Source organism: Shewanella metallivivens, assembly GCF_028750675.1.
Classification (GTDB): Bacteria; Pseudomonadota; Gammaproteobacteria; order Enterobacterales; family Shewanellaceae; genus Shewanella; species Shewanella metallivivens.
On the sequence record NZ_JAQQPZ010000013.1, the window covers coordinates 486,788 to 513,762 of the forward strand.

The 26,975-nt window shown below is 38.6% G+C and carries 20 protein-coding genes and 2 pseudogenes; 15 read left to right on the forward strand and 7 right to left on the reverse strand.

Going from position 1 to position 26,975, the window contains the following annotated elements; all coding sequences use genetic code 11:
- Positions 1-440: 440 nt before the first annotated feature.
- The 5 genes and pseudogenes from PQR79_RS14785 to PQR79_RS20315 all read left to right on the forward strand — a co-directional run.
- Positions 441-1,559, forward strand: coding sequence for a tyrosine-type recombinase/integrase (locus PQR79_RS14785; protein ID WP_188919566.1), 1,119 nt, complete (start codon positions 441-443; stop codon positions 1,557-1,559).
- Entirely contained in the window at positions 1,549-3,579 is a 2,031-nt protein-coding gene (locus PQR79_RS14790; protein ID WP_238107765.1) for a site-specific integrase, read from the forward strand. The genes PQR79_RS14785 and PQR79_RS14790 overlap by 11 nt, the downstream gene beginning before the upstream one ends.
- Before the next feature lie 4 nt (positions 3,580-3,583).
- Positions 3,584-5,386: a tyrosine-type recombinase/integrase gene (locus PQR79_RS14795; protein ID WP_160054394.1), complete on the forward strand. Its 1,803-nt coding sequence runs from the start codon at positions 3,584-3,586 to the stop codon at positions 5,384-5,386.
- Positions 5,379-5,834, forward strand: coding sequence for a hypothetical protein (locus tag PQR79_RS14800; protein WP_160054393.1), 456 nt, complete (start codon positions 5,379-5,381; stop codon positions 5,832-5,834). The genes PQR79_RS14795 and PQR79_RS14800 overlap by 8 nt, the downstream gene beginning before the upstream one ends.
- Positions 5,835-6,271: 437 nt before the next feature.
- A pseudogene (locus PQR79_RS20315) lies at positions 6,272-6,519 on the forward strand (IS3 family transposase); the annotation flags it as partial.
- Here the strand turns inward: PQR79_RS20315 and PQR79_RS14810 are convergent.
- Positions 6,514-6,664 (reverse strand): annotated as a pseudogene (locus tag PQR79_RS14810) (IS110 family transposase); the annotation flags it as partial. The pseudogenes PQR79_RS20315 and PQR79_RS14810 overlap by 6 nt on opposite strands.
- Before the next feature lie 166 nt (positions 6,665-6,830).
- Here PQR79_RS14810 and PQR79_RS14815 point away from each other — a divergent pair.
- From PQR79_RS14815 to PQR79_RS14825, 3 genes are all read left to right on the forward strand, one after another.
- Complete coding sequence (locus tag PQR79_RS14815) at positions 6,831-7,334, forward strand: hypothetical protein (protein WP_160054391.1); 504 nt, start codon at positions 6,831-6,833, stop codon at positions 7,332-7,334.
- 112 nt (positions 7,335-7,446) lie between these two features.
- Positions 7,447-8,397 (forward strand): hypothetical protein, encoded by a 951-nt coding sequence (locus PQR79_RS14820; RefSeq protein WP_238107767.1) that lies wholly within the window; start codon positions 7,447-7,449, stop codon positions 8,395-8,397.
- Between the two features lie 466 nt (positions 8,398-8,863).
- The gene (locus PQR79_RS14825) at positions 8,864-9,115 is read left to right on the forward strand and encodes a hypothetical protein (RefSeq protein WP_150138997.1); all 252 of its coding nucleotides are present in this window, start codon (positions 8,864-8,866) and stop codon (positions 9,113-9,115) included.
- 14 nt (positions 9,116-9,129) lie between these two features.
- Here the strand turns inward: PQR79_RS14825 and herA are convergent, their stop codons facing one another.
- Together herA and PQR79_RS14835 are read right to left on the reverse strand one after the other, a co-directional pair.
- On the reverse strand, positions 9,130-10,962 hold the full coding sequence (gene herA, locus PQR79_RS14830; protein ID WP_238107768.1) for an anti-phage-associated helicase HerA: 1,833 nt from the start codon (positions 10,960-10,962) through the stop codon (positions 9,130-9,132).
- On the reverse strand, positions 10,959-12,221 hold the full coding sequence (locus PQR79_RS14835; protein WP_238107769.1) for an SIR2 family anti-phage-associated protein: 1,263 nt from the start codon (positions 12,219-12,221) through the stop codon (positions 10,959-10,961). The genes herA and PQR79_RS14835 overlap by 4 nt, the downstream gene beginning before the upstream one ends.
- Positions 12,222-12,812: 591 nt before the next feature.
- Between PQR79_RS14835 and PQR79_RS14840 the strand changes: the two genes are divergently transcribed.
- Positions 12,813-13,205: an IS66 family insertion sequence element accessory protein TnpB gene (locus PQR79_RS14840; protein WP_274408561.1), complete on the forward strand. Its 393-nt coding sequence runs from the start codon at positions 12,813-12,815 to the stop codon at positions 13,203-13,205.
- Here PQR79_RS14840 and tnpC read toward each other — a convergent pair.
- From tnpC to PQR79_RS20305, 4 genes are all read right to left on the reverse strand, one after another.
- Complete coding sequence (gene tnpC / locus PQR79_RS14845; RefSeq protein ID WP_238107812.1) at positions 13,124-14,605, reverse strand: IS66 family transposase; 1,482 nt, start codon at positions 14,603-14,605, stop codon at positions 13,124-13,126. The two genes, PQR79_RS14840 and tnpC, sit on opposite strands and share 82 nt — an antisense overlap.
- Before the next feature lie 91 nt (positions 14,606-14,696).
- Positions 14,697-15,047, reverse strand: coding sequence for an IS66 family insertion sequence element accessory protein TnpB (gene tnpB / locus PQR79_RS14850; protein WP_238107771.1), 351 nt, complete (start codon positions 15,045-15,047; stop codon positions 14,697-14,699).
- Positions 15,044-15,385, reverse strand: a complete 342-nt coding sequence (locus PQR79_RS14855) for an IS66 family insertion sequence element accessory protein TnpB (RefSeq protein ID WP_238107813.1) — start codon at positions 15,383-15,385, stop codon at positions 15,044-15,046. The genes tnpB and PQR79_RS14855 overlap by 4 nt, the downstream gene beginning before the upstream one ends.
- A 70-nt stretch (positions 15,386-15,455) precedes the next feature.
- Entirely contained in the window at positions 15,456-15,653 is a 198-nt protein-coding gene (locus PQR79_RS20305; RefSeq protein ID WP_368389134.1) for a transposase, read from the reverse strand.
- Between the two features lie 651 nt (positions 15,654-16,304).
- Here PQR79_RS20305 and PQR79_RS14860 point away from each other — a divergent pair.
- The 6 genes from PQR79_RS14860 (at position 16,305) to PQR79_RS14885 (ending at position 26,964) form a co-directional block, all read left to right on the forward strand.
- The gene (locus PQR79_RS14860; RefSeq protein WP_238107772.1) at positions 16,305-16,823 is read left to right on the forward strand and encodes a hypothetical protein; all 519 of its coding nucleotides are present in this window, start codon (positions 16,305-16,307) and stop codon (positions 16,821-16,823) included.
- 175 nt (positions 16,824-16,998) lie between these two features.
- Complete coding sequence (locus PQR79_RS14865) at positions 16,999-18,105, forward strand: pepsin/retropepsin-like aspartic protease family protein (RefSeq protein WP_238107774.1); 1,107 nt, start codon at positions 16,999-17,001, stop codon at positions 18,103-18,105.
- Positions 18,077-18,781: a Clp protease/crotonase-like domain-containing protein gene (locus tag PQR79_RS14870; RefSeq protein WP_238107775.1), complete on the forward strand. Its 705-nt coding sequence runs from the start codon at positions 18,077-18,079 to the stop codon at positions 18,779-18,781. Before PQR79_RS14865 ends, PQR79_RS14870 begins: the two co-directional genes overlap by 29 nt.
- 739 nt (positions 18,782-19,520) lie before the next feature.
- The gene (locus PQR79_RS14875; protein WP_268237051.1) at positions 19,521-19,646 is read left to right on the forward strand and encodes a hypothetical protein; all 126 of its coding nucleotides are present in this window, start codon (positions 19,521-19,523) and stop codon (positions 19,644-19,646) included.
- Positions 19,647-19,997: 351 nt separating this feature from the next.
- Positions 19,998-20,342 (forward strand): hypothetical protein, encoded by a 345-nt coding sequence (locus tag PQR79_RS14880; RefSeq protein ID WP_188741251.1) that lies wholly within the window; start codon positions 19,998-20,000, stop codon positions 20,340-20,342.
- A gap of 46 nt (positions 20,343-20,388) precedes the next feature.
- Positions 20,389-26,964, forward strand: a complete 6,576-nt coding sequence (locus PQR79_RS14885) for an FG-GAP-like repeat-containing protein (protein ID WP_188923216.1) — start codon at positions 20,389-20,391, stop codon at positions 26,962-26,964.
- The last annotated feature ends 11 nt before the right edge of the window (positions 26,965-26,975 follow it).

The following is a 26,975-nucleotide window of genomic DNA, read 5'->3' on the forward strand; positions in this document are numbered from 1 at the left end:
TAGCAAGCTCGATAACACCTTGGCTGGCATTTCGGTATAATCATTTACTGATTCAATAACCTTCAATTTTTATCACTCAATGCGACTGTAATTAATGATATCCAAGCAGACTGAACTATCGACATCAGCACAAGCCGATATGCCCAAACCCACTATGACGAGTAAGCAGGATAATAAAGTATTTATTATCGGTTTGCCGCGTTAGTAGTACCTACACTTGATGTACATATACGTTTAAATTTTACAATTCCTTACTCCATCTAACTTGTAGTAATGACCATATAAAAACTACATTTATTTAACTTATAAAGATTTCTATGCTATACAATTGAGGTGAATTAAGTAACACAATGGAAAATTAGCTACTATATCTAATTCAGTTAAAATCAGTATGTCTTTGGCTAGTCTACTGATACACATGGTAAAAAAGAGATTATAAAATGAATATTGTGTACTGTAATTTCACAACGTCAAAACGTTCAAAATTGGCAAGATTGAAGGGTGACATTCCACAGATGTTCAATAATGACACTTCACCATGTGTCGAAGTAAATCAGTATCTGAGACAATTAGCTTTAAAAAATAAGCCCAAGAGCTTACAAACAAACGCTGAGCATCTTAAAGAATTTCTGCTTTGGGCTAATTCATCATTGAATAACATTGGTTCAATAACAGACGATACATTCGACTTTTACATTGATGCATTATGTGAATACACAAAAAATAATGGAGAAAGACTTTCTTGGAATACAATTAACTCTAGAGTAGCTGGTGCTTACCGCTATCTTATTTGGTCATATGAAAAGGGGTTGTCCCCTTACCTTAATCCACAGGAAATACAAAGTTTAAAACTATCTTTGAGTCAGCGATATCAATCTAAAGGGCATCACTCTCAAGCTGTTTCAGAACCTATTAAGTTCATGCTATTAGAGGATGCTTTAAGATTTGTCTCTTCAGTCGGAAAGATCTCAGGAAAAAGAAATGCGCTAGTGAAAAAAAGAAATGTATTGTTGACATCATTTATGCTCCAGACAGGATTAAGAATATCTGAAGCCTGTAACTTTCCTCTTCGTGATCTACCAGAAGTGAATAGTCGAGGAAAATTTACGCCAGCTAGAGTTATTGGAAAAGGCGGAAAGGCAAGAGTGATATTAATACCTAATGATTTACTTTACCAAATTTGGGAGTATGTAGACATAGACAGAGAGAAAAAAATCGATGCTATTGCACACATAGATCCGAAAGATTGCCTTACATTATTTATCACCATAGATGGACAACCATTGAGCATTAACTGGGTTCAAAAACTATTTAGAAAAACCAGTAAGCACATTGGAGTTAAAGCTCACCCGCATCTTCTAAGACACACTTTTGGGACATATCATTATTTACTTAACCACGACCTAACTGGTCTTAGTAAACTACTTGGCCATGCAAGTGAAGAAACAACTAGAACATACTACGTGCATATAGCCACCTTAATAGCTTATTCTGGCTCATATAATGCTTTTCAACGTCAAATTGATATAGTGACAGAGGATTCTATTAGTGACAATTAAGTACGTACAAATTACTAAAATCACTGCTGATGAAGCTCGAGCATATCGTGATTTAAAATTTACCATAAAGTGCAAAAACACTGGTCACCCACATACCTATAATCTTAACAATAAGTGCGAATTGGGCTCTAAAAAAATTATCAGCCTTTTTTCATGGGCTATGTACAAAAATAGACACTCTCAAGGGCATTTCACACGCATATCTGTTATAGAGAAATTTCAAAAGTTCCTCCAATTTGCCTCCTTGCATGATATTACATCTCCTTCGGATCTCGATGGCACGGTCCTCATAAATTTTTGCCTTTGGCTAAAGAACGAATCCGGCCTAAAATACTCTACAGCAGGAAGTCTGTTTCGTTCTATAAGCAGTATTTTTAAACAATGGCAAAAGCATAAATCGATTTCTCCAACATTTATAATTCCGGAAAATATGTTCCCCAAAAGTAGTGGGTTATCTTCAAGTAATGAAGGATACGATATGGAAGAAATAAGGGAAATATCAACAGCTGTACAACAATCACTAGTTATCACATCGAAGCGTCTTGAATCAACATATAAACCACAATGGCTAGGAAAGGAACCTCCTATTACTGATGTTGCACCCGTTATCACAAATAAAAAAAAGCGTTCCGTATGGGCAAGCAAAGATTATTGTATTTGGTTTTGGGTAAATGAACTGCACTGTGAAAAATTAAATATCGAAAGTCTCTATAAAATACCTAGAGGTCAATCTTTTTTGAAAGGGATATCTAATGGAACAACTTATTACGCCAAAGCACTAAAAAAATTCTATAAAAGTGTCAGTGATACTGACTATTACATAAATAATTTTGCAGGAAAACCGTCTCCAATTAAGTATAATTCACCTTGGCAAAAGACTGATTACCTGGTTTGGTACTGGGAAAATATTATGCAATGTCAGGTTTTAAGTGATGCCGATACCCTTAAAAAGTACCCATTGTTTTATCATGGTTTCAGACACCGACAACCAGGTTGGTTAACCGCATTCTATAATGAGAACAACCTTAAGCTTTGGGTCTCTGCATCAGATTTAGTCCCTTATTACCTAATGTTACTTATTCGAACTGGATTAAATCCAAGCACTATCTCTAGACTTACATTAGACTGCCTTGAAGTAGACCCTCTGGATTCTAATAGAATGTTTATTCGGTGGGAGAAGTACCGTTCCAACAAAAAGGATAAAACAATCCCATTAATAAAAGGAAGTGATAGTTGGCCGATTAGAATAATTCAACGAGTAATAAAAATCACTGAATCGTATAGACCTAAAGGACAACAAGCGTTATGGATTAGTAATGCTAGCTCTGATCAAGTTCCCAGAGTAATAACAGTAAAAAGATTTCAGCAAGCTATTTACGATTTTGGAGTGCAGCTTAACCTAAAACGCCCCAGTGATAGCAAGCCCATTACGTTACAAGCAAGTTTATTTCGACCTACAATGGCTTGGCAAGAATACCTTCGTACAGAGGATTTAACATACTTACAAGCACTCTTAGCGCATACTAGGTTAAAAACTACATCAGATTACTTGAGAAAGCTTAACGACCCCATATTTAAGGCTCGAAGAGGACTCCATCTAGAAGCTATGTTACTTGGATTGGAAGGCGATAATGATGACCCATTCTCTCGATTACCAGCTGAAATAGATAAACCTCAAGAGAATCTATTAAATCATTGTAAAGATCCTTTAAACTCGCCTCAAAAGAATCAATCTGTAGGAGTATATTGTAGCTCAGCGACAGAGACTTGTCTTGGTTGTCAAAATCTTGTTATTACACAGCTTGATATAAAAAAATATTTCAGTTATTTAAACTATCACCAAACCCTTTTAGCATTAGGTGAAATTAAACAAGATGAATTTAATTTAGCTACTCAGGAGAAACAGTATATGTGGGATACATATATACTCCCTAAATATGATAAATCTATTGTTGAAATGATTCGCAACGATGCAATCCACAACCCTGTTCCTGAATGGTCGATTAAAAATATAGGTTAAGCCCATGATAAACATATCGAATCAAGAGAGAAATGCAGCACCAGAGATAAAAAATAAGCAGATTTCAAAACACTCTAAATATTCTGATAATAAGTGGGACTTTAGTTACGAGAACCCAAAATTAAAAAAATGTGATGTGACATTTAATTTTGAAAAGTTAGTATTTAACGATGGAACAAACGTATGTAGTCAACATAATGAACAATATCTTGCTGTTGCAAAGGATTTTATAGAGCAATTAATCTTTAACCCCCTCCCCTCCAACCCCAAAACATCAACATTGACAAAATTACTCACTCATGGGTTAAAACGTATACTTTCATATATGTATGATAATAAAATTTTAAAATTATCAGATATTACTGAATTTGATGCCTCATGTATTCAAAGTGAAATTCTGAATGAAACTCATAAAAATGGCCTTGAAATAACAAACAGAACTTTATTGAGTCGAGTTCGTGGGTTTGGCCATTTACAAAAGCAATCTCACAAGATGAGAGACGGTTTGACGGTTCACTTGCTAGAAGGTATGTCTGAATCTGAATGGGCTAGAATTAATGCAAATAAGGTAATTGGTCGACAAGAAAGAACTACATCTGAAATGCCTGATTCTGTAGCCAAAAAACTCTATCATGCTGCTATCAGAGATATTGAAACTTACAAAATATTACATGAAGTGAACCTAGCAAGAGAAAAATTTATATCTATTAGAAAATACAAAAAGAAATACAGAGATGACGGTACCGCATACTACGAACCCATTGTTAAAAAAACATTTCCATATTCCGATTTCGGGTTTACAAACCATCATGAAATAAATTCTTTTCAAAACAGATTGATGTCAGCTGGTTACATTCTCATTGCATTGTTTACCGGCATGAGAATCCATGAGATTTTGCGTATCAGGAATGAACACAATTTCAAATCTGAAACTTTGAACCACAATGGATACGAACAGGTTATTAGTTTTGTTATTTCACAAACAACGAAACTAGAAGCAGAACCGACAAAGTATAAATGGCAAACATTGCCTTTTATTAAACAAATAATGGATAAATTAAAACTAGGCTTGAGTAACCGTTACACCTCAAATAAGGACTATTTATTTGTTCAAAAGGCTAATCGAAGTCCATATCAAGTATCGAATATGAGTATGAATACTATGTTACGTCAATACCTCAATCACAATAACATTACATATAATAATGAGGTCTGGTACATAGCAAGCCACCAGTTTAGGAAAAAATTCGCTAGAATTATGACTCGACAAGGCTTGGGAATCAAAGCCATCCAAGATCAACTCAAACACTATGACCCCGAAATGACTAAAATATACGGTGACCCAAACATTTATATTGAGTTACAACAAGAAAAATTTATACTTTCTGAAGAACTATATGCAGAACTTTATTCGAATCAAATACCTATAATTGGTGGCGGTGCCGATGAGGTAAAGCAACTTAGAAAAGAGTTTAAAGGGATGACTAAGGCTGAACGTGAAATTTTTCTGCAAAGTCTTCCTAATAAAGCTCTTATTGAGCAAACGGATGATGGTCTATGTATGTATAGACCACAAAAGGCTCTTTGTGGTGGTGATAAAACGGCTTGCAGGCCCGCTGATTGTAATAATTCAGTAATATCAGCGGATGGTATGCGCAGAACCCTATTGTGGCGTAAACGTGAAAATGAGAGATTGTTAACATTTTTTAAATCAAGTTTGCCTAAGACATCCTATTTAAACTCTAGGAACATTGAAATTAACAAGCTGATTGAACAGCTAGATAAAGCTGAGGTCATTAATGTCTAAATCTTTGTCACGTGGTAATCACAACGGCCTACTTAAGAACAGAGAAGAAACAAAACATAATAATACTAAAGCTTTATGGCAACAGGTAGAGCTACTGCATAAAGCTAAGCCTGAGGTTACATGGACGTATAAGGAAATATGGAGTGGTGCCGGTCTAAAAAGTAATATGGCGCTAAATAGCCCTTGGAATGCGCACATTCGAGAAGCCATTGAGACACATAATAAACTGATTAAAGAGGGGTATAGCCATAATAAATTTCTCGAAACGAATAAGCACAGATCTTTAAGAGATGACAATAGGTACTTACGAAATCAACTAAAGGATATGACAAGGCAGCGTGACAAAGCTTTACAAAGTATTGCTTTCTATCAAGCAGAAAGGGATGACCTCGAGCAAGAGGTTAAAATATTAAAGTTAAAAGTTGATAGATTAATGATGAGCAGATAATCATGCTTCACACAATTTTTTGAAATCGTTCTTTCGGCTTGAATCAAGAAGTAAACTTATAAAAACTAGCAGGCAAGAAGCAGTTTTGACCGCAAATTGGATGCCAAACGCCGTTAGAAAGCTCCTTGAAAGTGGCTTATCATTAAGTCAATTCGCAAAGCGAGAATATCAACTTATCGACTTTGTATTCTTGGCAAAATAAGTATTTAAAAGCAGGTGCGGGTTTGGCAGGTAGTAATCGTTCTGATGATTGGTCACCAGAGCAAACGTTTTCAGTTGTTTTAGAAACGGCAGCATTGAGCGAAATTGAATTAAGTCAGTATTGCCGTGAAAAAGGGCTTTACCCTGAACAAGTTAAAGAGTGGAAGCAAAGCTGTATTGCGGTTGATCAAACGCAAGCTCAGGTGCGTAAGCAATTAGCCCAAGAGCGAAAGGCCGATCATAAGCGGATTAAAGAGCTAGAAAGAGAACTAAAGCGTAAAGATGCAGCGCTTGCTGAAACCGCAGCATCATTGGTACTGAAAAAAAAGTTAAATGCCTACTGGGGGGAAGACGAGGACAGTTAACCTCACTCACAGATAGGCAGCATTACGCATCCTTGATTGATGAAGCTGTTACCTCAGGCGCAAGAAAAGAGAGGGCCTGTGAAGAAATTGGCTTATCCATACGAACGTTACAGCGGTTCCAAAATGAGCAGTAAGTCATCTTTACAGGCACCTATTTTTTATGGCCTACAACTTCCCCTTTAGAATCAATGATACAGACGAAATTAAACGTGCATGTAAATCAATACCACAGTAGTATGGATGTGAGTTATTATAAAATTTCATTGAGCTTTCTCCTGTTGTTTAGTCACCTTAAGCATACTACTGATGCGGCTTGCTAGGGAGAGGGCTCATAAGTATCAAGTTGCTGCACTCGGAAAATTACTCGCATGCGCTCCTACTTTTCCGGTGAGCAAAGCGTTATACACCTAATTCGTAACTGAGAGTCTGAATGTATCAAATTGATTTAATGACAATACCTGTTTATAGAATTAAACGTGAAATATATTACGAACAGAGAAGTATATTTACTGAAAATAGGATCTTTGGTGGTTCGGATGCTGAATTTAAAAGGAAGTATTGTGAAGATAATCCAGATTATTTAAGTAATTATAAAAATGCAATACATGAAAATTATGGTGGAGCTTGGGAATATAATGAGATAATAGGTTTTATTAAACTACATATTTTAGGTTCACAAATTAGAGGCGAATATTGGCAAGATGATAAAAAACGGTTTGTTAAATCGAGAACTAAGCAGTTCAAATATGTAACTCATAAATTAGCTCCTGAGAATTCGTTTTACAAAGAGGCAACAAACGCAGAAATCTACCAAACGATTTGCTCATACGTCGATGATTGTCGTAATGAGTTAAAAGGTCGTCATATTGACGATTCAAACCTCAAAAACATAGGTAAATACGTAGATTGGAAGTCATTAATCAAAGGTTTATAACAATTTGATTAATTAGACTAAAAACCGCAGTCTATTTTCGCTACGCTCAAGTTTAGCCCACAATTTTCGCCAATTTTTAAGGCACTATACCTATTGAAAGGATTTGCGATAGATGAGCAAAATTGAAGAAAGTCTTACCATATTCTTCGATATCGAAAAACAGGTACGTGATCATATAAATACTCATAGATATCAGAAGGTTTTGATTTCAGAGTTAGATAACTGGAATCAAATATGTAGTTCATTAGATACCCTTGGTGACACTGGCTTGGCATTGCAAAGCTACTTTAAATCGGAATATCCTGATGAAACTGGATTATCGTATATCTATACATACGGGCTACTACAAGCGTTATTTATACAGCAAGATGCAATGAATCATTTATCAGAAGCATTTGATGTACCATATAAACTGTCAGAAGAATTAAAAGGTATTAGAGCAGTTAGAAATGCCTCAATAGGTCACCCAACAAAGAATCACGTAAAGAAAACAACGTACTTTAATCACATATCTCGTATTTCTATGAGCAAAGGTGGTTTCACCCTTGCTCGTTTCTACGATGAGGGTAAAAGTGAATTCATCGACGTAGATTTTTCGGAAATTGCAGAAACACAGCTGATGGGCATCAATACAGCATATCTATCAATTAATGAAAGGCTTCGAGAAATTGACGAAAAGCATAAGGCTAAATTTATGGAAAAACCGCTAGTAGACATCCTTGACTCAACAATGAGATATATGTTTGAGAAAGTAGGACAAGCTATTTACTCGCCTTCGAGCTCAAATGTCTCCTTTGGTTTTAAAATGCTTGAGTCGATTAAAAAAACATATAATGAGTTTCAAGGTGCACTGCAAGAAAGAAACGAGCTTACTGATTATACTAAGTACGACCTTGATGAATATTTTCATGGCATTGAGCGAGTAAAAGATTATTTGACCAACTCAAATACTAAGGATTTTTCTGAGCATGACGCCAGAATTTACTTGTACTACCTACAAGAAAATCACAAAAGCTTCGAAAGTATTGCACGAGAAATAGATGAAAGTTACGAGGAAGAATAGGTATCAAGTTGCTCAAACGGAAAATAACAGCTGGCTTTTACTTGTTTTTTGCCAGCTATTTTATTGCGTTTTTAGCAAAAGGTTACCCATAGAAATTTTAATGCGATATCCAAAAATTAGAGTTGAGAATCTAACACGCTTTTGTTGCCCCAAAGCTTGTTAGAACACCTTTGAACAATCGCAAACTGACGAATGAGTTACCCTACAAAGTCTCATCTATTAACCCTGCTTTTAGCTCTTTATTGGATTGTTAGAAACTGGATAGGTATATAGTCGTATTAAAGCCTAATGGGTTTTGAGTGTTTTTAAACTCATTAGCTTGCACGTTTTTCCAGTTGGTGTATTTGATGGAAAGCTGATAAGTTCTCTGCAATACATATAGTTAACTATACGCGCTTTCACTGTTCTAATGAGATAAACGCGCACACTAATCAAACGTTATGTTTACATTGAGGTTTGGAGAAATATGGAAGTAACAATTGGGGAAAGTGCATCGTTAGATGAGGCTCTTTGGCGCTATATGTTGCTCGATAAATTGATTAACTTGTTAGAAACCCAAAAATTATATTTCACCGCTTTGGAAAGCTATAACGAAAGCGATCCATTTGAGGGCTATATGCCAGATGTCGCGGCCAAAGCTTATGCTGAGATATTTGGTTCTCAGGTTAGTGAGCTTAAGCAGGCTTATGAGGTGCTAAAACAAATGGATCCCAATTGATATATCAAAATAATTTATGTCGACCATATAGAAGCAAATGCAGCATCTGAAGACTTAGGGCTAGGCTCCGCTTTATCAATCGTAAACCTAACAGGAATATTGAATGTCGAGCCGAAACCGATAGCGTCACCTCTGGGTAAACCAGATATTTCGCTGAGAGTATACTCATTGCCATTTTCTATCGCATGTCTTAATGCATTGATGTCTCGCTCATTAGTTAAGCGCAGAGAGATCCAATTTGAACACATGGCCAGCACTGTCGAAGAGAGCTCTGATGGGCGTTGAGTGCTAACAAGTAAAGAACAATTAAATTTACGCCCTTCTTTTGCAAGCCTTTCGTATGCTTTAAGCTGAGTTCCTTCTTCTGCGAAGGGATCTCTAAGGTAGTGATGGGCTTCCTCTAAAAGAAGCATGGTTGGATAATTCTGATCTTGGCCTCTTTTAAATAATACATCAGAGTACATTTCTAAAAGTGAACCTAAAATCATTGGGGCATGATCATCTGCTATGTTTTTTAAGTTAATGATATGAACATCCCAATCTTGTGGCTCCCCAGATTTTTTACCAAAAATATAATCAACTTCATTTTCAACTTCTTTATTCCACATAGTCGCTGGGTTCGTAATTGCTTGTCCTCCAGATAAGTTAACTACATTGTTGAATCTAGGGTCATCTACGAGTTGCTGGATAATCTTAACTAATGGCAATACATTACCATAACTAAAAGCATCTCTTTTGCTTGCGCCTTGAGGTGTGAATGCTTGACATCCGAACTCAGCAACAAGGTTTGCTAGCGCTTTAAAAGGAGGCCAAGTTGGGAAATGTCCAAGTGCATTGCTTCTCAACTTTTTCAACCACTGACTTAAGTGATCTTGTCCATCTTGTCGACAGTCATCAACTAACTCGAACCAATTTGCAGTTGTCGAAGGTGGTATTGTTTCAGCGGTCCATATCAATCCGTTCTGACACGTACAAACCATATGAAGTGACTTCAATGCATTGCGTAGAGCTGGTAATTGTGTTTTATCGCTTGGTCTTAATAATTTTATTAAGCCTGCATAGCCAAATGCTTGATAAGGTATTTGATGATAGACAGGGTATTTACCATCAAAAATAGGAGGTGGCGCTACTGGTGCAAATCCAGCCGAATTAGTTGAAGGAGGTGAGATACTACCTAATATGGTCTCTTTGACTCGTTTTTGACCAATAAATGCATCAGTATATTCACCATTTATATCGAAAATAACGATTCTGGATTTTGTGAATTTTTCACGTATTCTTTGTGATAACAGTGCATTAAAATTTGATTTCCCATAACCTGTACTACCAAGAACAGCCAAATGTCTTGAAAGTAGAGAGTTGAGGCCAGCATTGATACTCGTCGTTTTAGTTCTTGAGTCTCTCCCTAGTTCAATTGTTGAGCCTTTTTCATCTTCATTTACGCCATAGATAGTTTCTAGATAGTCGCTCGAAAGGGGAATAGCTTTTGCACCTAATGTTGGTAATTTCCAGTTCTCTGAAATAAATTTTCGAGTGTCACCCTCCTGAAATACATAGCCAACAGAATATGCAATGAGTTGCCTTAGAGGGGTATCTGTTACATTCATTGTGCCCACATTAGATGAATGAGCCTTGTCGGGATCAACAAATGCCATATCAGTGACTCTAGCAATAACAAGGTTAGTGCCAGCATCTAATCCAATTAAATCGCCAGGTTGAGAGACCGAGCTTACCCCTCGTCGGTGAGATGCTAATTGACCTTTGTGACCCTCAAGTAAGTTAACGCGAATTTTTGTACCTTCAAGCGCAACCACATACCCAATAGAATCGACGGTTTCTATGCTCATATCTGATTACCACTTTGAACTAAATCATTTATAGCGGAGATAAGCTCTTGTGTGGAAGTATCTCTGGGAAATAATACTGGTTTTGGAATGTATTTAACAAATGAGTCGAAGTAAGCTTTTGCATCTCCGCCTACAATTGTGATTTGATTTAATGACAAAGATTTAAGTTTTTTGATACATTTTTGAGCTTCGTTCAAATTCAGGGTCGTCGATATAGTATCGAGTTCAGGATAGAAAATAACAATATGAAGTGAAGGGTTGAGCAGAGCTCCAAGAATTATCCTATTAATGTGGTAATCGCCGAACCCATATCCGTTTACAAAAATAGCTGTTTGAGGCTTTGAGAGGAACTCACTAAAACGACGAAACATCTCACCATATACAAAGCCGATTGTATGGTGATACTTATTAGCACCAGGATAAATTAAGAATTGCTTATCATATACAGATTCACCACTTAACAATGGATCTATATAACGGCTTTTCGCTAGAGCAGAAGGAATCTCCTTAATATCGCGGTCATGCTCTTGAATCCATGATAGTGAACCATGTAATTTATGCAAATAGGCATGATAGTGCCCAAATCTAGCCTCACCTTTAGCATTGACGTTTCTAAAGCTCAAATCAAAATTTTGGGGCTGAAAAGTTCTTGTGTGAAGTCCTGAGAAACCATTAACAAGTTGAATGCCTATTTCTTCAGCTGCCCACTCTAAAGAAAGATCATAGTTGGTGGTAAATAGCATCGGAGCCGCTTGACCAGGTTGGCGATTCGAAATTAGTTTTTCAAGTAACTCTCGGTGATATTTGAATTTATCTTGTGATCCTAGGCCTTCATCTCCGAAGGCTTCTTGCCCTACCAGTAGTGCAGCTTTGGTTACTGATTGATATAAGCAAAGTAAGATTTTCTGAAGCTTGCCTACTGGTTGGGACTCAAAATCTGTCTCGGTGTTTAATGGTGATGTTTTTTTGTATACCGATAAATATTGAGTTACTTGATCTAAAAGTTGCTCCACATTTACATCTTGATTATTAACATTTTCTTGAGTTATGAGTTTAAAAACAAGTAATTCAGTGGGTAGATTAGGCGTACTATCTATTGCATCAAGCCATACATCTTTCATTGTCATGCCGCCACACCCTACTGATGCACCAGCGCCAAGAAGGACTCCTATGTTTTCTAATTGGCATAAAGAGCCTAAATGACTTTTAAAGTCTTTTTCAGAGATATGGCTACTTCCTTGGTAGATAAATTCACTCATTTTCGTTCCGTGATAACAATCAAATTATGTTAGAATTGTGCTTCTTTTGTAATCTTAATACAATGACTTATCCAACTCTTTAGTACCAATCGCGATTCAGGATAATGGACCTTATAGTTTTATGGCTATAACGATGATTGGGTATGTTTTCCAATAGGATTTAAAGGTATTAAAGCTGGATGCTCATATCAAAAATTTAGTGGGGTCAGGGTAAACATTCCTAGACCATGACCTACGACCCATGGACAAGCCATTAACCATCACGGGCTGCGGCCCTAGCAGCTCCAGTAACATAAACGGGACAGTCACAGGCTTTGTCTACGGCAGCGATGGTAGATATTTGGGGGCAGTGTAAACTTTATTTGATACCCATACATTTACTAATCCCACTACCCATTTTTAGATCCTTTGCACTAACGCATTAATGCCCCAAAATGAGTTAACAAGGTGTAACGGGGAAAGGTAATAATCGGTCAATGGAAAAATGAGACAAGATAAACTCCATCTTAAAAGTAACCGTCTAGCGAACCACACCTCGCATCGTTAATCTGACTATTTGAAAATACCTGCTCAATGATAAATTCGGAGCAGATGATGAAAACATACAGAACAGCGGCACAGTGGTTAGCGCTACTTCAGCAGCGCAGTAATTTTAAAGGCACTAATATTGAATTCTGCCAACACCATAATATCGCTATTACCACTTATTACAAACAGCGGGCCCTACTGGTTAAGCAGTCAAATCCAAACCTACCGCAGCAAACACTTAATGCCACTTCATCACGCTTTATTCAGTTAAAACAAACCACCACTGAAGTCTGCGCGCAAACTCATCAAAATGTGGTGCAGTTTGATATCCGCACAGGCCAGTTAATGTTTCGTAAGCGTCTGGGCATCTACACCTACTTTTTAACATTCCATGGTAACAGGCTGTCGATATTAGGTGCTGTCTGGCACAGCTCATTAAGGCAAGCCATGATGTAATCAAATGGCACTAAGCCATTTACCTTTGCGGTTTCCACAATGCTGTAAAGTGTTGCACTAGCATGAGCCCCATTTGCCGTGTGGCTAAATAACCAATTTTTGCGGCCTATCACAAATGGTTTTACCGCTCGCTCTGCACGATTATTATCAATACTCAGTCTGCCATCATCAACATAACAAATGAGTTTGTGCCATTGATTAGCCAGGTAATTAGCCGCCTCTATCAGTTTGGTATTACCTACTAAATTCGGTTGGTTTTGCTCAAGCCATGCTTTGAGCTTGTCCAGTATTGGCACACTGACTTGTTGTCTTGTCGTGTATTTATCAGCCGCACATTTATCTTTAACACGTGACTCAACAGCGTACAGTTTTTGGATAAGGCTCAATACCACATCGGCTTTGCCGGTTTTATTTTTCCCTTGTAGCTTTTTCGCGTCGATAAATTTACGACGAGCATGCGCCCAACAGCCAGTTAAGGTTGCCTGTGTTTTTTCATAAGCTTGATAACCATCCACATGTAAATACCCTTGATATCCATCAAGGTAATTGACCACGTACGCGGCAGCGCGACTATTGTGGAAGTCGTAAAGCACGATATTAGGGATAGGATTATTCGGGTCTGGTGAATCCCTACCTGAGCAATACACCCACATGTAGCTGTTCACTTTATCTGATTTCACCACTTTTAATGGCGTTTCATCGGCAAACAACGTGGGCTGCTTTAGCAGTTCGGCTTTAAGCCGCTCAACGAGTGGCGCGAAGAGTGTGGCGGATTTGTCTATCCAGCTGCTCATGGTTTGGCGACTGAGCTCAATACCGTATTGCTTGAACATCGCTTCCTGGCGATAAAGCGGTAACCCATATTGGTATTTACTGGTGATAAGCTGACTGAGCAAACTGCTCGTTGCAATGCCTTTGTTGATAGGCATGGCAGGCATTGAGGCTTGCGTTATCGGTGTATGAGTCGAGGATTTATCACAGTGACGGCAAGCGTATTTAGGACGAATATGCTCAATCACTTTGATTTGAGCGGGAATAAACTCAAGCTTTTCTGACTTGTCTTCACCCATTTTATGTAATTCACCGCCACAACAATGACAGGTTTTATCTTCGATATCGTGAATAACCTGCTCACGGGGTAAGTCTTTTGGCAGTGGCTTACGCACCGGCTTTTTACGGGTATAGCTAATGGATTGTTGCTCAGCCTCAGCGGCTTCAATAATCTCTTCCACTTCATTGAATAACTCGCCTTGCCCTACAAAGCCTTCAGCACTTTTGCCGAATTGTTTTTGTTGGGCCAGACGCCAGCGCTCTTCCAAGGCTGCGATTTGTGCATCCTTCTGCGCTAACAGTTTTTCAAGTTCAGCAATACGCTGTTTAAGGGCGAGTTCATTTTTCATAACGCCTATTTTAAGGCATAACAAAAGGCTTTCCAGTGCCAACTGAACGTCTTTTGATGATCATCAATCGATCGCCAACTCTTTTGAATAATTAAAGCACTTGCTTACCTGCGACATCAATTTTGCTGTGACCAATCACATCATAACCCGACAATAACCAGTGTAATTGTTGCTCGGTTAATGTCATGATGGGTGACATGAGTTTAGGCCATTTGAACTTATGTTTATCTAATCGCTTATACCACAGGGCAAAGCCAGTGTTATCCCAGTACAGCAGTTTGAGTTTATCACGGCCTTTATTACAAAACACAAATAGCGCACCACTGAGCACCGGTAGTTCAAGCTCTGCTTCCACTAAGGCGGCTAATCCATTAATCGATTTACGAAAATCGACCACATCGGCACATAAATAAACGGTGGGCACATCAACAAACATCTTCATGCCGTTAGCCCTTTAATAATGGCAACGATATCGTTCGTTGCTAAATTGGCTGGAAACATTAACTGGCCTGTATAAATATCAAACTGCACCACATTTTGATGAGTTTGCGCGCAGACTTCAGTGGTGGTTTGTTTTAACTGAATAAAGCGTGATGAAGTGGCATTAAGTGTTTGCTGCGGTAGGTTTGGATTTGACTGCTTAACCAGTAGGGCGCGCTGTTTGTAATAAGTGGTAATAGCGATATTATGGTGTTGGCAGAATTCAATATTAGTGCCTTTAAAATTACTGCGCTGCTGAAGTAGCGCTAACCACTGTGCCGCTGTTCTGTATGTTTTCATCACCTACTCCGAATTTATCATTGAGCAGGTATTTTCAAATAGGCAGATTAACGATGCGAGGTGTGGTTCGCTAGACGGTTACTCTCTTTCCATGGTGACACGCGTTAGATCTGCTTTCTTCAGCTTGGTCTGTTTCTTGTTTTCGTAGCTTCTCAGGCTTATCGTACTTTTTTACCCAATCACAAAGCGATCTGTAGCTGACACCTAAGCGCTCAGCAGTGGAGCTTAATGGATGGCCATACTTTGTTACTTGCTCAACAGCCTGGATTTTAAATTATTCTGGGTAATGTTTAACACTCATCTGAACACCTCATAGTTTGGTCAATTATATAATTATTAAGTGTGTATAAGATCGGGGTCTTATCACGTCCAATCGTCATAGTTACATAAAATTGAAACTAGAAAGTTTAAATAGAAGTTTACATCTATTTTGCATCTCTGTTATTACTGAGATCTTAGAGGAGGTTATTGATGAAAACTATTGAATCACTTTTAGAAGTATAAATTAGCTATGCAAAAGATTACATTGACAAGTTTTAACGTTGCCAATGGATAACCTCTAGTTACACGCTATTTTTCAGACTGTGGTGTATGGCTAACTATTTATACCTAAAAAGCCTAATGAATTCACTTTTTCATATTGCGGGTGAAAAAATAAGTCTAATTACTTACATCCTGGCTTGCAGATGAAAAATGTCGGTGCTAGGTATTGATAAAATCATTGAATACTATTGTTTTTCATCAAATTTAACCCTAGTAATTTTATTTGAAGTGAAGAAAGCCTGGTTGACAAAGTTATTTTTTTTGCTACGGTATGCTAGCTGAATTTTTAAGTGGAAGTTTAAAGTAAATCAAGAGGGAATTATGATTAAAACAAAGTTATTATCTATCAGCTTATTTTCATTGGCTCTTGCTGGTTGTGCAACAACTGGTTCTTGGTCTTGTCAAATTAGTGGGGGGGGGGAATGGGCCATCAGCTAGCTGTAAGATACAAGGGGTATGGTATCAGCAAGCTATGAACTTTCTTAGGCCTTCAGTAAATATGCTGGCAGAGACTATGGGCTATACATTTGAAGACTGGTCATCTACTGATTTTAGTGATTTTTCTTTACGCGTTAATGGCTCAACTGTTAGTGTTAAAAATGATGAGGTTCAGGTTTTAGTGTATCAAGGCGGCGCTCAAATTGGCGCGAAAAGTTTTTCTGTTCACAGATTGAATGATGACTATTATTTTTCAGATCCTAGTTCTGTGAAAAATTGGGCATATAATTTTGTTGATGTTGCTGATTATACAGATGTGAAATTTGATTTAGAAAAGCAATCGTCCGGAGTAATAACTGTTGCCGCTGTAGAAAATAATATTTCAAAAGCTTCAGCGTCAACTTACTACAAGGGTGAGGCTTACTGTGAAGGCTCCATTTGTTATGAAGAGCCATAAATCTACTTTTAGTCGATTATAAGAGGCATAGCTCGAGTTTATTGAACTCTGCTGAGCAAGTTAAGCATGTTCTCAACTTGCTCAGCGAGCCTAATCGATGGCAAGGGAGCTATTTAAAGCTATAGCCTCTTTCTGGCATAAATATAAGAAGCTTGTTCTCTAGTCTTGAGGGATTATGAAATCGTGTCTGTTTTTTGTTTTTGCGGTAGTCTCCTCGTTCTACTCTTTTGCTAGTGGTAGCGATTTAACTTATGAGCAAAGAGTTTTAAATAGTCTGATGCTTGGAGAGCAAAACCCTGAACCTGATGTTGCTCAGAGCTGTCTATATCAGTCTTATCAGAGACTATCTCGAGGAGATTTTGAAGCCGTAGAGGCTCAAGTGAAATCATGTTCTATTTGTGATGATAAGACCAATGTTGTGGCACTTTATTACTGCCATAAAATAACTTCATCATCATTCATATGGATGGGGAAATATGCCAAGGCATATCAATCGCTAATTGAAACTCTTAAGTATAAAGAAGAGTTGGTTAGACTTGGTTTTGATATACAAGCTTTTAACGGGCTCACTAGCTATGTAAAAAACCTGGAATTTCATAAAATTTCTGAAGCTCACTTAAGCGTTAACAACAAAGGTGAGTTAACGCTAGGGAAGTTTGCAGTTGACACAGGTAGTATATTTGATACTAGGAAAAAAAAGTGCATCAATGCTATATCAACCTCGAAAGTTAATTATTTACTCAACAGCCATGAAACCTTTGTGGTTTGCGATGATGATAATTTTCCATATCTTAATTACCCTAAAGACATATTAGGGCTTATACATCTTTCTTTATATGAACGCATAATTTTTAAACCTGAAAAATCATCGGGAACAGCTAGAGTGCTTGGGAATGAATTAAAGTTATATTTTGACTTCGATACAATATTCTTTCTCTCAAAAACAGGTTATGATGATTCAGAAGTAAATGTTTGCTTGGACACTGGCTCATCTAAGTCATCGGTAAACTTTAAGTTTTACCGTAAACACTTTAACAAACTTATTGAATTAAAAACACAAGCTGTACAGTCAAGTAACTCTAAAGGGAATTATAATATTAGAGGGAAGATGCTTGATTCGTTTGATATAAGCATCGGAGGCAGGACTCATACATTTAAAAAAATTCCTGTTTTTATTGATAGAACACCTTGGTTTCATTGTGATGTTATCGCTGGTAGAGATTTAATTTTAGAGCATTTTAAGGAGATTAGCTTTGAAAAGAAAATCATTTATATTAAGTAGGTTTTTTTTGTTGGGCTTTGTTTTTGTTCTTTGCTCATGCGTTTCACAGAAGCCGCATTTTGAAAAAGCATTAGAGTCAGAAGTTTATACCTCTGTCAACATCTTGTTTTATGAGGGTGAAATTACTCAGGGTAAGAATGAAGTCTTGTTTAAATTATTTAATTCAAACGACAATATTGGGATGTTAGAAATAAATAGCGAAGGCGGGGATGTTTTTGCTAGTATGGAATTAGGCAATTGGATTATCGCTAACAATTTGGATGTTAAGATAGGTGCTCTGTGTGCTTCTTCATGTGCAAATTATATATTCACTGCTGGAAATAAAAAAATTCTTCAAGAGCATTCACTATTGTTGTGGCATGGGAGCTCTTTTCAGGAAGGTATAAGTTCTCTAGTAAACTCTGGGGATGAGTTTGCAAACAAGTGGCGAAGCCAAGAAGTTGAATTTTTTGAAAAAATTGGAGTTGAACACCGCATTTCAATTTGTGGTTTATCACAGGTGCCAATCGGTATGACTATTTTGCACAATTTAAATATAGTCAATCTCAAAGGTTATGATTATTCATTAAAGGATATGAGGAGCTTTGGGATTGATAATATAGTTATTTCGGGAGTTAATTGGTTAGGAACGATGAATCATAGTTTTAAAGGGGTGTTTCGCGCAAGTTATTGTTAAGAAAGTACGGGATTAAAATTGTTATCATAAGTAAGCTTAACTTTTTAGTTGTCTGAACCTATGATGCTAGTTTTCTAGCTTGTTCCAATTAACATTGTCGATCGCAACGGGGGCTATCGTACTAACTATACTGTATGATATACAAAGTGGATAGCTCTCACATTTACTATATAAGTATCACCATTATTAATGGTTTCTGACCTTGCACCTTCTTATACATAACTCGGTTCTCAGACTTAATCATTGTGGTGATTATAGTTGTGCTAGCCTGCCTTATATCACGTAAGGCTAATGCTAACCACTTAGGAGAGCTGTTAAGGTATTATGGAACACGGGACGTTGGCGCTCAAACGTGCATGTACTGTAATTCGGTAACGAACTTACTAACACTTGCTATGTTATCTCTTCTGATAGCCGATTTTAGAGTTTGATTTTTTTACACTGTTTAGTTATATGGCGTCATCTTTAATCTAATGCTCCGCCTTTGTTAATTTGTTTATGTCCATATACGTGTCAGAGGAATGAAGCTGACACGTTCGTGCCCCATTCCTCGTTAGAACTGATATTTCAAGTTCGTAATAGTGATTACATTTGACCTATATTTTCTCATGCAAAATTCATCTATCTAATCTGCATTTTATTCGGCATCCCAATTTTAATCACTTATGGTGCGCCAGAATCGACCTATGTAAAAGCGATCGATGATTTCTCGCAAATCACGGCTAAAGGCGGCAGCCAAGTGAATGGCCCTCAGTATTTTGAAGTCGTCACTAAGGCGGGAGAGACTTACTATTATGGCAATCCAGGATTGGGTGGCTGGATAGCCACCACCAAAAGCCAACTAGAGACGGCAGCATTGAATTAGCTGAAATACTTCAATAACCCTAATCGGTTATGAGTAACAATTAGGCCTAGTGAAGTGAATAATAATCAATTTGATGATCCCTCAGTTTTACCTAGGTATCAAGACAACACTACTTAGAGAAAGCATGAGCATGTGGCGATTAAATTTAATTATAACCAATAGCAAAACGACAAATTTAATGGTGACTCACCTAGAACTCGATCATCGATAACGCTTTGATTTTATCTTCGATTAGTGGTTAAAAAATAATTTTGAAACGTTGATTTTATTATGTTGACAGAATGTAAAATTGGGCATATTTTCTTCAAATTCTAGAATCAGCAACTTTAGCTTGCAAATGGATTTCAATATATGCACAAAAGGATGTTTTGCCCTACATTAAGAAGATTGAACATAGGTTTGGTGTTTTTTTATTTTGTAGGATTACCTGCTATTGCAGCTAATCAATCTGTATCTTTCGATGTATTAAACAACACCAGTTATGACGGCTGCCCTTATTCCGGTGAAGTTGCCATTTCTGTTGAGTATGATTTAGTCGAATCGAACGTTGGTCAGTTAATTGTTTCCGCTGTTAACTCAGGTCGGTCTTATGAGCTAACAAGGAAAGATGTTGAACACGGTCCAGGCAGTGCTGTATTTGTCTTTGAGCTACAAGAGTGCATTGAACGTATCGATGTAGCCCTTACCCCCTTTTAAATTCCAATTATCAACCTTTATTATTACGTGAAAGTAAGGATGCCTCATGTCTCGCCATAAATTATTGCTTCCAATAATGCTCATTATTCTTGGAGTAAGTGCATCTTCGAAGGCCGAAGTTGTAGGGTTGTCTTCAGGTGAGTTTAGGGTTGATGAGAGTGGTGCCGCCACATACTCAGTACCCATTAACATACCTGAAGGTCGAGCAGGCGTAACGCCGCAAGTGTCGTTAAACTATTCAAGTAATAACCTTCAAGATGGCCCTGTAGGTATTGGTTGGAGTGTTGGCGGTATTTCAGCCGTTTCTCGCTGCCCACAAACGCCAATTAATGACAATGCGATTACAGGTGTAAATTTTACCAGTAGTGATAGGTTTTGTCTTGATGGTCAACGATTGATATTGCTTGCGGGTACCTACGGTGCACCTTATTCAACTTACATTAAAGAAATTGATGACTTCTCAATTGTTACTGCTATGGGCGGTAGCCAAGCTAATGGGCCTAGTTATTTTGAAGTCAAAACGAAAGCCGGTGAAACTTATTATTATGGTAATCCCGGTTTAACGGGTCTTGTCAGTACAAATCAAGCGGACGCATTTGTTGAGCCAAGCAATAAGACTGGAATGGCAAAAACATGGGCTGTTAAAGTCATCAAAGATATTAAAGATAACTATATTCTGTTTAATTACAACAACAGTAAAACGAATGGGACATTTTACATTGATAGCATTCAGTACTCAGCAAAATTGGGCGACAGTACTGCTTTCAATAAAGTTAAATTTGTTTACGAAGACTACGGTAAGGGTTTTTTAGGTTATCAAGCGGGGGCTATTGCAAAGCATAACAAAATACTAAAGCGTATTGACTCATCGGTTGACGGTAGCAACTACCGCTCTTACTTTTTGAACTATGAGAACAGTAATTTTATAGAAGAGCGCACCTTATTAACATCCGTTCAAGAATGTCCCGATAATGATACTGACTTTGGTAATTGCTTACCCAAAACAACGTTTGGTTGGCAACGCCCCAATCTATCTAGCAGTAGCATGCAATATCTGTGTAAGTCAGAGCCTGCTGGGCCTGACTTTTGTCATGATGTACCCACATCAACTGATTTTAAGCCATTTGAGAATCCCACCTCTGTTGCGAGTGGATCTGCCAACGTTAGTACTTCTCAAGTTTTTGACGTCAATGGTGATGGGTATCAAGATATTGTTTACGTCAGTGGTAGTTCGTGGGCTGTGAAGCTCGGCCCTTACTTTACTTCCACCAAAACGATGACATCGATTGGTACATCAAAAAAGGAATATGCACTTAATATTGATTATAACGGTGATGGTGTAAGGGATTTACTTGTTGCCAACTCTGCAACAGCAAATTGGCATGCATTATCATTTCAGGCTAGCGAAAGTGTTGAGGCATGTGCTAAGTGGGAGCAATGTGTTACTAAAATTATAACCTCTGAATACACGTTAACCAACCTTAATGTCGTCGCCACCGGGCTTGAGAACGGTGCGCAAGTTATGGATGTCAATGGTGATGGCAATGAAGACATTGTTTTTCGAACGGGCAATACGATTAAGGCTCATGTAAACAATGGCAATGGTACTTTTACTGCGAATAAAACCCTCTATACCTTTACGGATACCGTTGCATCGGCTGAGTTAAATATGGGAGTGCAATCTCAAACTGCTGATATGAAATCTGCCAGTGCCGTTGATGTTAATGGTGATGGCCGCTCAGACCTTGTGATGAAAGTGACGTCGACAACATCCGGTTGTTATGTTCGTGGTGTATTAAATGCTTCTATTCGCACTAGAGATGAATGTCAAAGAGATTGGGCTGGCACTTGGACCAGCAGTACTTCAACAAAACATATGCTTTTTGTTGCATCAGGCACCATGGCAAATCCGGTCTTAACCTTACAGCAGACCCTTGGTAACTATGAAGACACCTTCCGTATAGCCGATTTAAATGGTGACGGCTTGAGTGATTTGTTATTTGTCAGTGGCGATAAATGGTGGTATCGACTCTCTAACGGTATTGAATTCTTAGCGTCTAGAGACGCGGGGTTAGCTACATCGAGTACTAAAAAATACCTTGACCAATTTGTTGATTTAAACAATGACGGCCGCGCGGACGTGTTACATGCAACTTCCACGTCTAATTGGGCTATTTTCTTCTCTCGCCCCACAAATTCGGGTGAATGGATTTCATTTGAGAACCGTGGCTTTATGGATTTTGACGCCAATGCTACGGTTCGTTTTGGTGATACGGATGGCGATGGTAAATTAAACCTACTGACTTCAACAGGCAGCAGTTGGAAAAAATACTATAACCGTAAAGGGATTAAAGAGTTCGCCATCAATACCATTACCAATGGCTTTGGTGTTGCGACAACGGTGACCTACAAACCGATGACAGACTCATCCGTGTATGTGACCAATTTCTCAGATGCAGACACAACAACAGATACGTTCTCACCTCACTCAGGTATGCAACTCGTCAGTAAAGTAGAAACACAAAGCAATATTGGTGTTGATGGCAAAGTATCGGTCAACTATCAATACGGTGGTTTTCTTATCCATAAAAAGGGCCGTGGTTCATTAGGCTTTCAGATGTTAAAAACCATCGATAACCAAACCAATGTTGTGACCGAAACCAAATACAGTCAAGAGCATGGTGAATTAACGTTTGCCCATGCAGGCATGCCTATTGAAACCATTCAAATGCTTGATACTCAGATGCTTTCAAGGGCGAGTAACACGCTAGACGTCATCCAAACCGCTAATGGTGGTATTTCACCTTATATTGCATCTTCAGAAGAAGAAAGTTACATACTAGACAGTAATCTGAGTAGCACACTGTCAAGCGTAACGCTCACGACCAATCAATATGATGACTGGGGTAACTTACTTGAAAGTAACATTGAAATTTCTGATGAATACTCTAATGACGTACTCACTACCAACAATGTTAATACCTATGGTTCAGGTGACTGGGAACGATATGGCCGTTTAGCTTCTTCTGTTGTCACAAAAACACGAACAGGCGACCCTAAAACACATGTCCGAGAAACCACATTTGATTACTATTCAAATTTGATGTTGAAATCGAGCACATTATCACCTAATCAAGCAGCCACTAAACTCACAACTACTTATGGGTATGATGCCTGGGGAAATAAAACCTCTGAAGCAGTAACGGGTTATAGCACAGCAACAGGCACAAATATTACTCGCAGTACGAGTAGCAATTATGGTGCTAAAGGGCGTTACCTGAGTTACACAGATGATGCGATGGGGTTTAGAACCAGTTTTAAGTATAACAATGTTGATGCAGACTCTGTAACAGGTGTCATCACTTCAATAAAAACTACCGATGCCAATAATGTCGCAAAAATAGAATATTTTGATGATTTAGGCCGACTAAAAACCATTGACCATCCTGACGCAAAAACAACAACCGTTACTCAAGCTTTTTGCAGTAGCTGCTCTAGTAATGCCTATTATTACGTTAGAACAACGGTAACCGGAAATCCCACCCAGGAAGTGTATTTTGATAAATGGGGGCGCGAGGTTATCGCGCAAACCACAAGCTTTAGCGGTGGCTGGAACAAGGTCATCAAAGAGTACGATGAGCAAGGCCGAGAAAAAATGGTGTATGAGCCAAACTCAACTGGTTTTACACTATTTGAATACGATGAATTAAATCGACCTTATACTGTTACAAAGCCCAATGGCACAACAGTCACAAATGAGTTATTTGGCTTTGAAAGTCGAACCACTAATGAAGTCGGTATAACGACAAGCGTATATCAAAATGGTTTTGGTGAAACGGCTTATACTGAAGATGCAATCGGTAATACAGTGTCTTTTACTTATGATGCTCAAGGCAATGTTGTGACTACAGACACAACCGGAGAAGGCAGTAATTACATTGTCACCGTGACTTATGATGACTGGGGCAGGAAACTCTCCACCAATGACCCGTCAAAAGGCCTATGGAAGTACACCTATAATGCTTTTGGTGAGTTAATGACCCAGGAGACCGCTAGAGGCCATACCTTCACTTTTTCATATGACTTACTTGGACGCAAAATAAAAAGCTATGAGCCATCAGAAGGCACGCTTTGTTGGAATTATGGTACAGCGACCGATAAAGGCAGACTGCTTTCAGTCGAAAAATTTGATGCAGCAGTTGCAACGTGTGCTACTGGCAATCCAACGTATAAAAATAGCTTTACTTATTATCCAGATGGCTTAGTTAAAACCACAACAACCTTAATAGAGGGTAATACGTTCACGCAAAGTCAAACTTACGATAGTTACAGTCGTCCAAGTATTACCACTTACCCTACAGGCACTGCGGCGTTTTCAGTTAAGAATCACTACTCAACCACAACAGGGTATCTTACTGAGGTGAGAAATAATGTGACAGGGGCATTATTAAAACGTGTTGACTCAATGACCGCGCGAAACCAAGTCGACGAAGTCACTTACGGTAACAATGTGACTACCACAGCGATGTTTGAAGATGACACTGGCTGGTTATCAAGTATTGACGTTAAAAAGGGTAGTGCTCAGCTTGCTTACACTGATGTCGTGCATGATGATATCGGCAACGTAACCAGTCGCTGGACTAAATTTGGTTCAATTCCTGGAGGCATTACCGACTTTACAGAAACCTATGGCTATGACTACCTGACAAACCGTTTAGAAGACCGCACGATTAGTATTGCCACTGGCAGTGCTATCTTGCCTGCTAATTTTAAAACGTATCAAGATTATAATTATGATGACTGGGGTAATATTAAATTTAAAACGGGTGTGGGCAATTACACCTACTATGCAACTAAACCGCACCAGCTTAATGAGGTCAAATCAGCCTCTGGAGCGCAATTGTATAAGTTTTTCTATGATGCCAACGGCAATAGTAAAACAGATGGTACTCGTACCTTTAATTATGGCAGTTACGACAAGCCAACATTAATCACGAAAGCTGGCAGTAGTTCTACCATGAAATATGGGCCTGAACGTGAGCTTATTTATAAATCTGATACGTATGTCGAAAATGGCAAAAATGTGACTTATCAGACAACCTATTTAGGCAATTATGAAAAGGTATATCGTACGGGTGGCGCAGGTACATTAACCGAGCATAAGTTTTATGTTGGCGATATTGTCTATACCCAACGAAGCAATGGTTCAAGTGATACTTTTTATCTACACAAAGACCATCAAGGCTCAGTCATCGCCACAACCAATGCCAGTGGCGCAGTGGTATCGCAAGCGATTTACGACCCTTGGGGTAAACGTACCGCTGTGTTTCTCCACAGTTCGTTTGCTAGTTTTACGACTAGCGAACCGACAGACAGAGGATATACAGGCCATAAGCACATCAAAGATTTAGATATTATTCATATGGGCGGCCGCATCTACGATCCAACCTTGGGGCGATTCTTGCAGGCTGATCCGCTGATCCAAGCGCCTACGGATTCACAAAGTTACAATCGTTATGCTTATGTGAGAAATAACCCGCTGACGTTAACCGATCCGAGTGGGTATAGTTGGTGGAGTAAAACGTGGAAAAAAATACGACCTTATGTTGGGATTATAGTTGCTGCAATTGGCACTTATATTTGTGGTGGTAATGTGCAATGCGGGCAAGCAGGATATGCCCTTGTTGGTGCTGCCTCAGGTGCCGCAGGAGCTGCTGCTAATGGTGGTAACGTATTTACAGGTGCATTGAGGGGAGCGTTTACCGCGATGGCTTTTTATCAGGTTGGTGAAGCATTTTCGCAAGCAAATTGTCAATCTTGCTTCAGTGGAGGAGAGTTAACTACCGCTGCAACTGTAGGAAAGATAGCAGCTCACGCTATGGTCGGTGGAATAACTAGCATACTGCAAGGAGGTAAGTTTGGTCATGGCTTCTTAGCTGCTGGTGTAACACAAGGGTTTGAGAAGAGTATCAATGGCATTAGTTCTGCTAGGTTTAGCATTGGAAGAATTGTAGCAGCAGCGACTGTTGGTGGGACAATTTCAAAATTAACTGGTGGGAAATTCGCAAATGGCGCACTTACAGGAGCTTTTTCTCGGATGTTTAATGATGAAGCTCATCACCAATCAGTTAGAAGCAGAGTCGTGGATGCTGGGAAAAAAGCGCTATTATCAATGAAAGACATGTCTTCCGATTTGTATGACTATGCTTCTGAAAAACTTGAAAGTGCTGGCGACTTTATCGCTAGTAAGTTGCGCAAAGGACTTAATGTAAAATTTGATGCTTCTTTGACGGGTGGAGCGCTTGGTGTAGGGGTGGAGTCTACCGTTTCGTTGGCTTTTTCAAAGTACTACGAGTTAGGTACTTTTTTCACCCTCTCTGGTGGAGGTTTTGCTGGCCTTGGTGGCGGCATGAGTTACTCGATCGGGACATGGCAGGGAGATTTATCTACATTGGAAGGTTTCAGTGGCACAGTAGGTGGTATGGGCATGTTTGCTGGTAAGGGTGATTTTACATTTACTGGTGACGGTGCTGGGGCTGACATTGGCACCGGTTTAAATGTCGGTTATGCTGCCTATGGTTTTGTGAATCATACATGGCTTATTGGGCGGGGATTCTTTTGATTTTTACAATA

Excerpts from the sequence above, each read along its gene's own strand:
- PQR79_RS14785 (WP_188919566.1), top strand. The coding sequence starts at position 441 with ATGAATATTGTGTACTGTAATTTCACAACGTCAAAACGTTCAAAATTG.
- PQR79_RS14795 (WP_160054394.1), top strand. The coding sequence starts at position 3,584 with ATGATAAACATATCGAATCAAGAGAGAAATGCAGCACCAGAGATAAAA.
- PQR79_RS14800 (WP_160054393.1), top strand. The coding sequence starts at position 5,379 with ATGTCTAAATCTTTGTCACGTGGTAATCACAACGGCCTACTTAAGAAC.
- PQR79_RS14815 (WP_160054391.1), top strand. The coding sequence starts at position 6,831 with ATGTATCAAATTGATTTAATGACAATACCTGTTTATAGAATTAAACGT.
- PQR79_RS14820 (WP_238107767.1), top strand. The coding sequence starts at position 7,447 with ATGAGCAAAATTGAAGAAAGTCTTACCATATTCTTCGATATCGAAAAA.
- PQR79_RS14825 (WP_150138997.1), top strand. The coding sequence starts at position 8,864 with ATGGAAGTAACAATTGGGGAAAGTGCATCGTTAGATGAGGCTCTTTGG.
- herA (WP_238107768.1), bottom strand. The coding sequence starts at position 10,962 with ATGAGCATAGAAACCGTCGATTCTATTGGGTATGTGGTTGCGCTTGAA.
- PQR79_RS14835 (WP_238107769.1), bottom strand. The coding sequence starts at position 12,221 with ATGAGTGAATTTATCTACCAAGGAAGTAGCCATATCTCTGAAAAAGAC.
- PQR79_RS14840 (WP_274408561.1), top strand. The coding sequence starts at position 12,813 with ATGATGAAAACATACAGAACAGCGGCACAGTGGTTAGCGCTACTTCAG.
- tnpC (WP_238107812.1), bottom strand. The coding sequence starts at position 14,605 with ATGAAAAATGAACTCGCCCTTAAACAGCGTATTGCTGAACTTGAAAAA.
- tnpB (WP_238107771.1), bottom strand. The coding sequence starts at position 15,047 with ATGAAGATGTTTGTTGATGTGCCCACCGTTTATTTATGTGCCGATGTG.
- PQR79_RS14855 (WP_238107813.1), bottom strand. The coding sequence starts at position 15,385 with ATGAAAACATACAGAACAGCGGCACAGTGGTTAGCGCTACTTCAGCAG.
- PQR79_RS14865 (WP_238107774.1), top strand. The coding sequence starts at position 16,999 with ATGAAATCGTGTCTGTTTTTTGTTTTTGCGGTAGTCTCCTCGTTCTAC.
- PQR79_RS14880 (WP_188741251.1), top strand. The coding sequence starts at position 19,998 with ATGCACAAAAGGATGTTTTGCCCTACATTAAGAAGATTGAACATAGGT.
- PQR79_RS14885 (WP_188923216.1), top strand. The coding sequence starts at position 20,389 with ATGTCTCGCCATAAATTATTGCTTCCAATAATGCTCATTATTCTTGGA.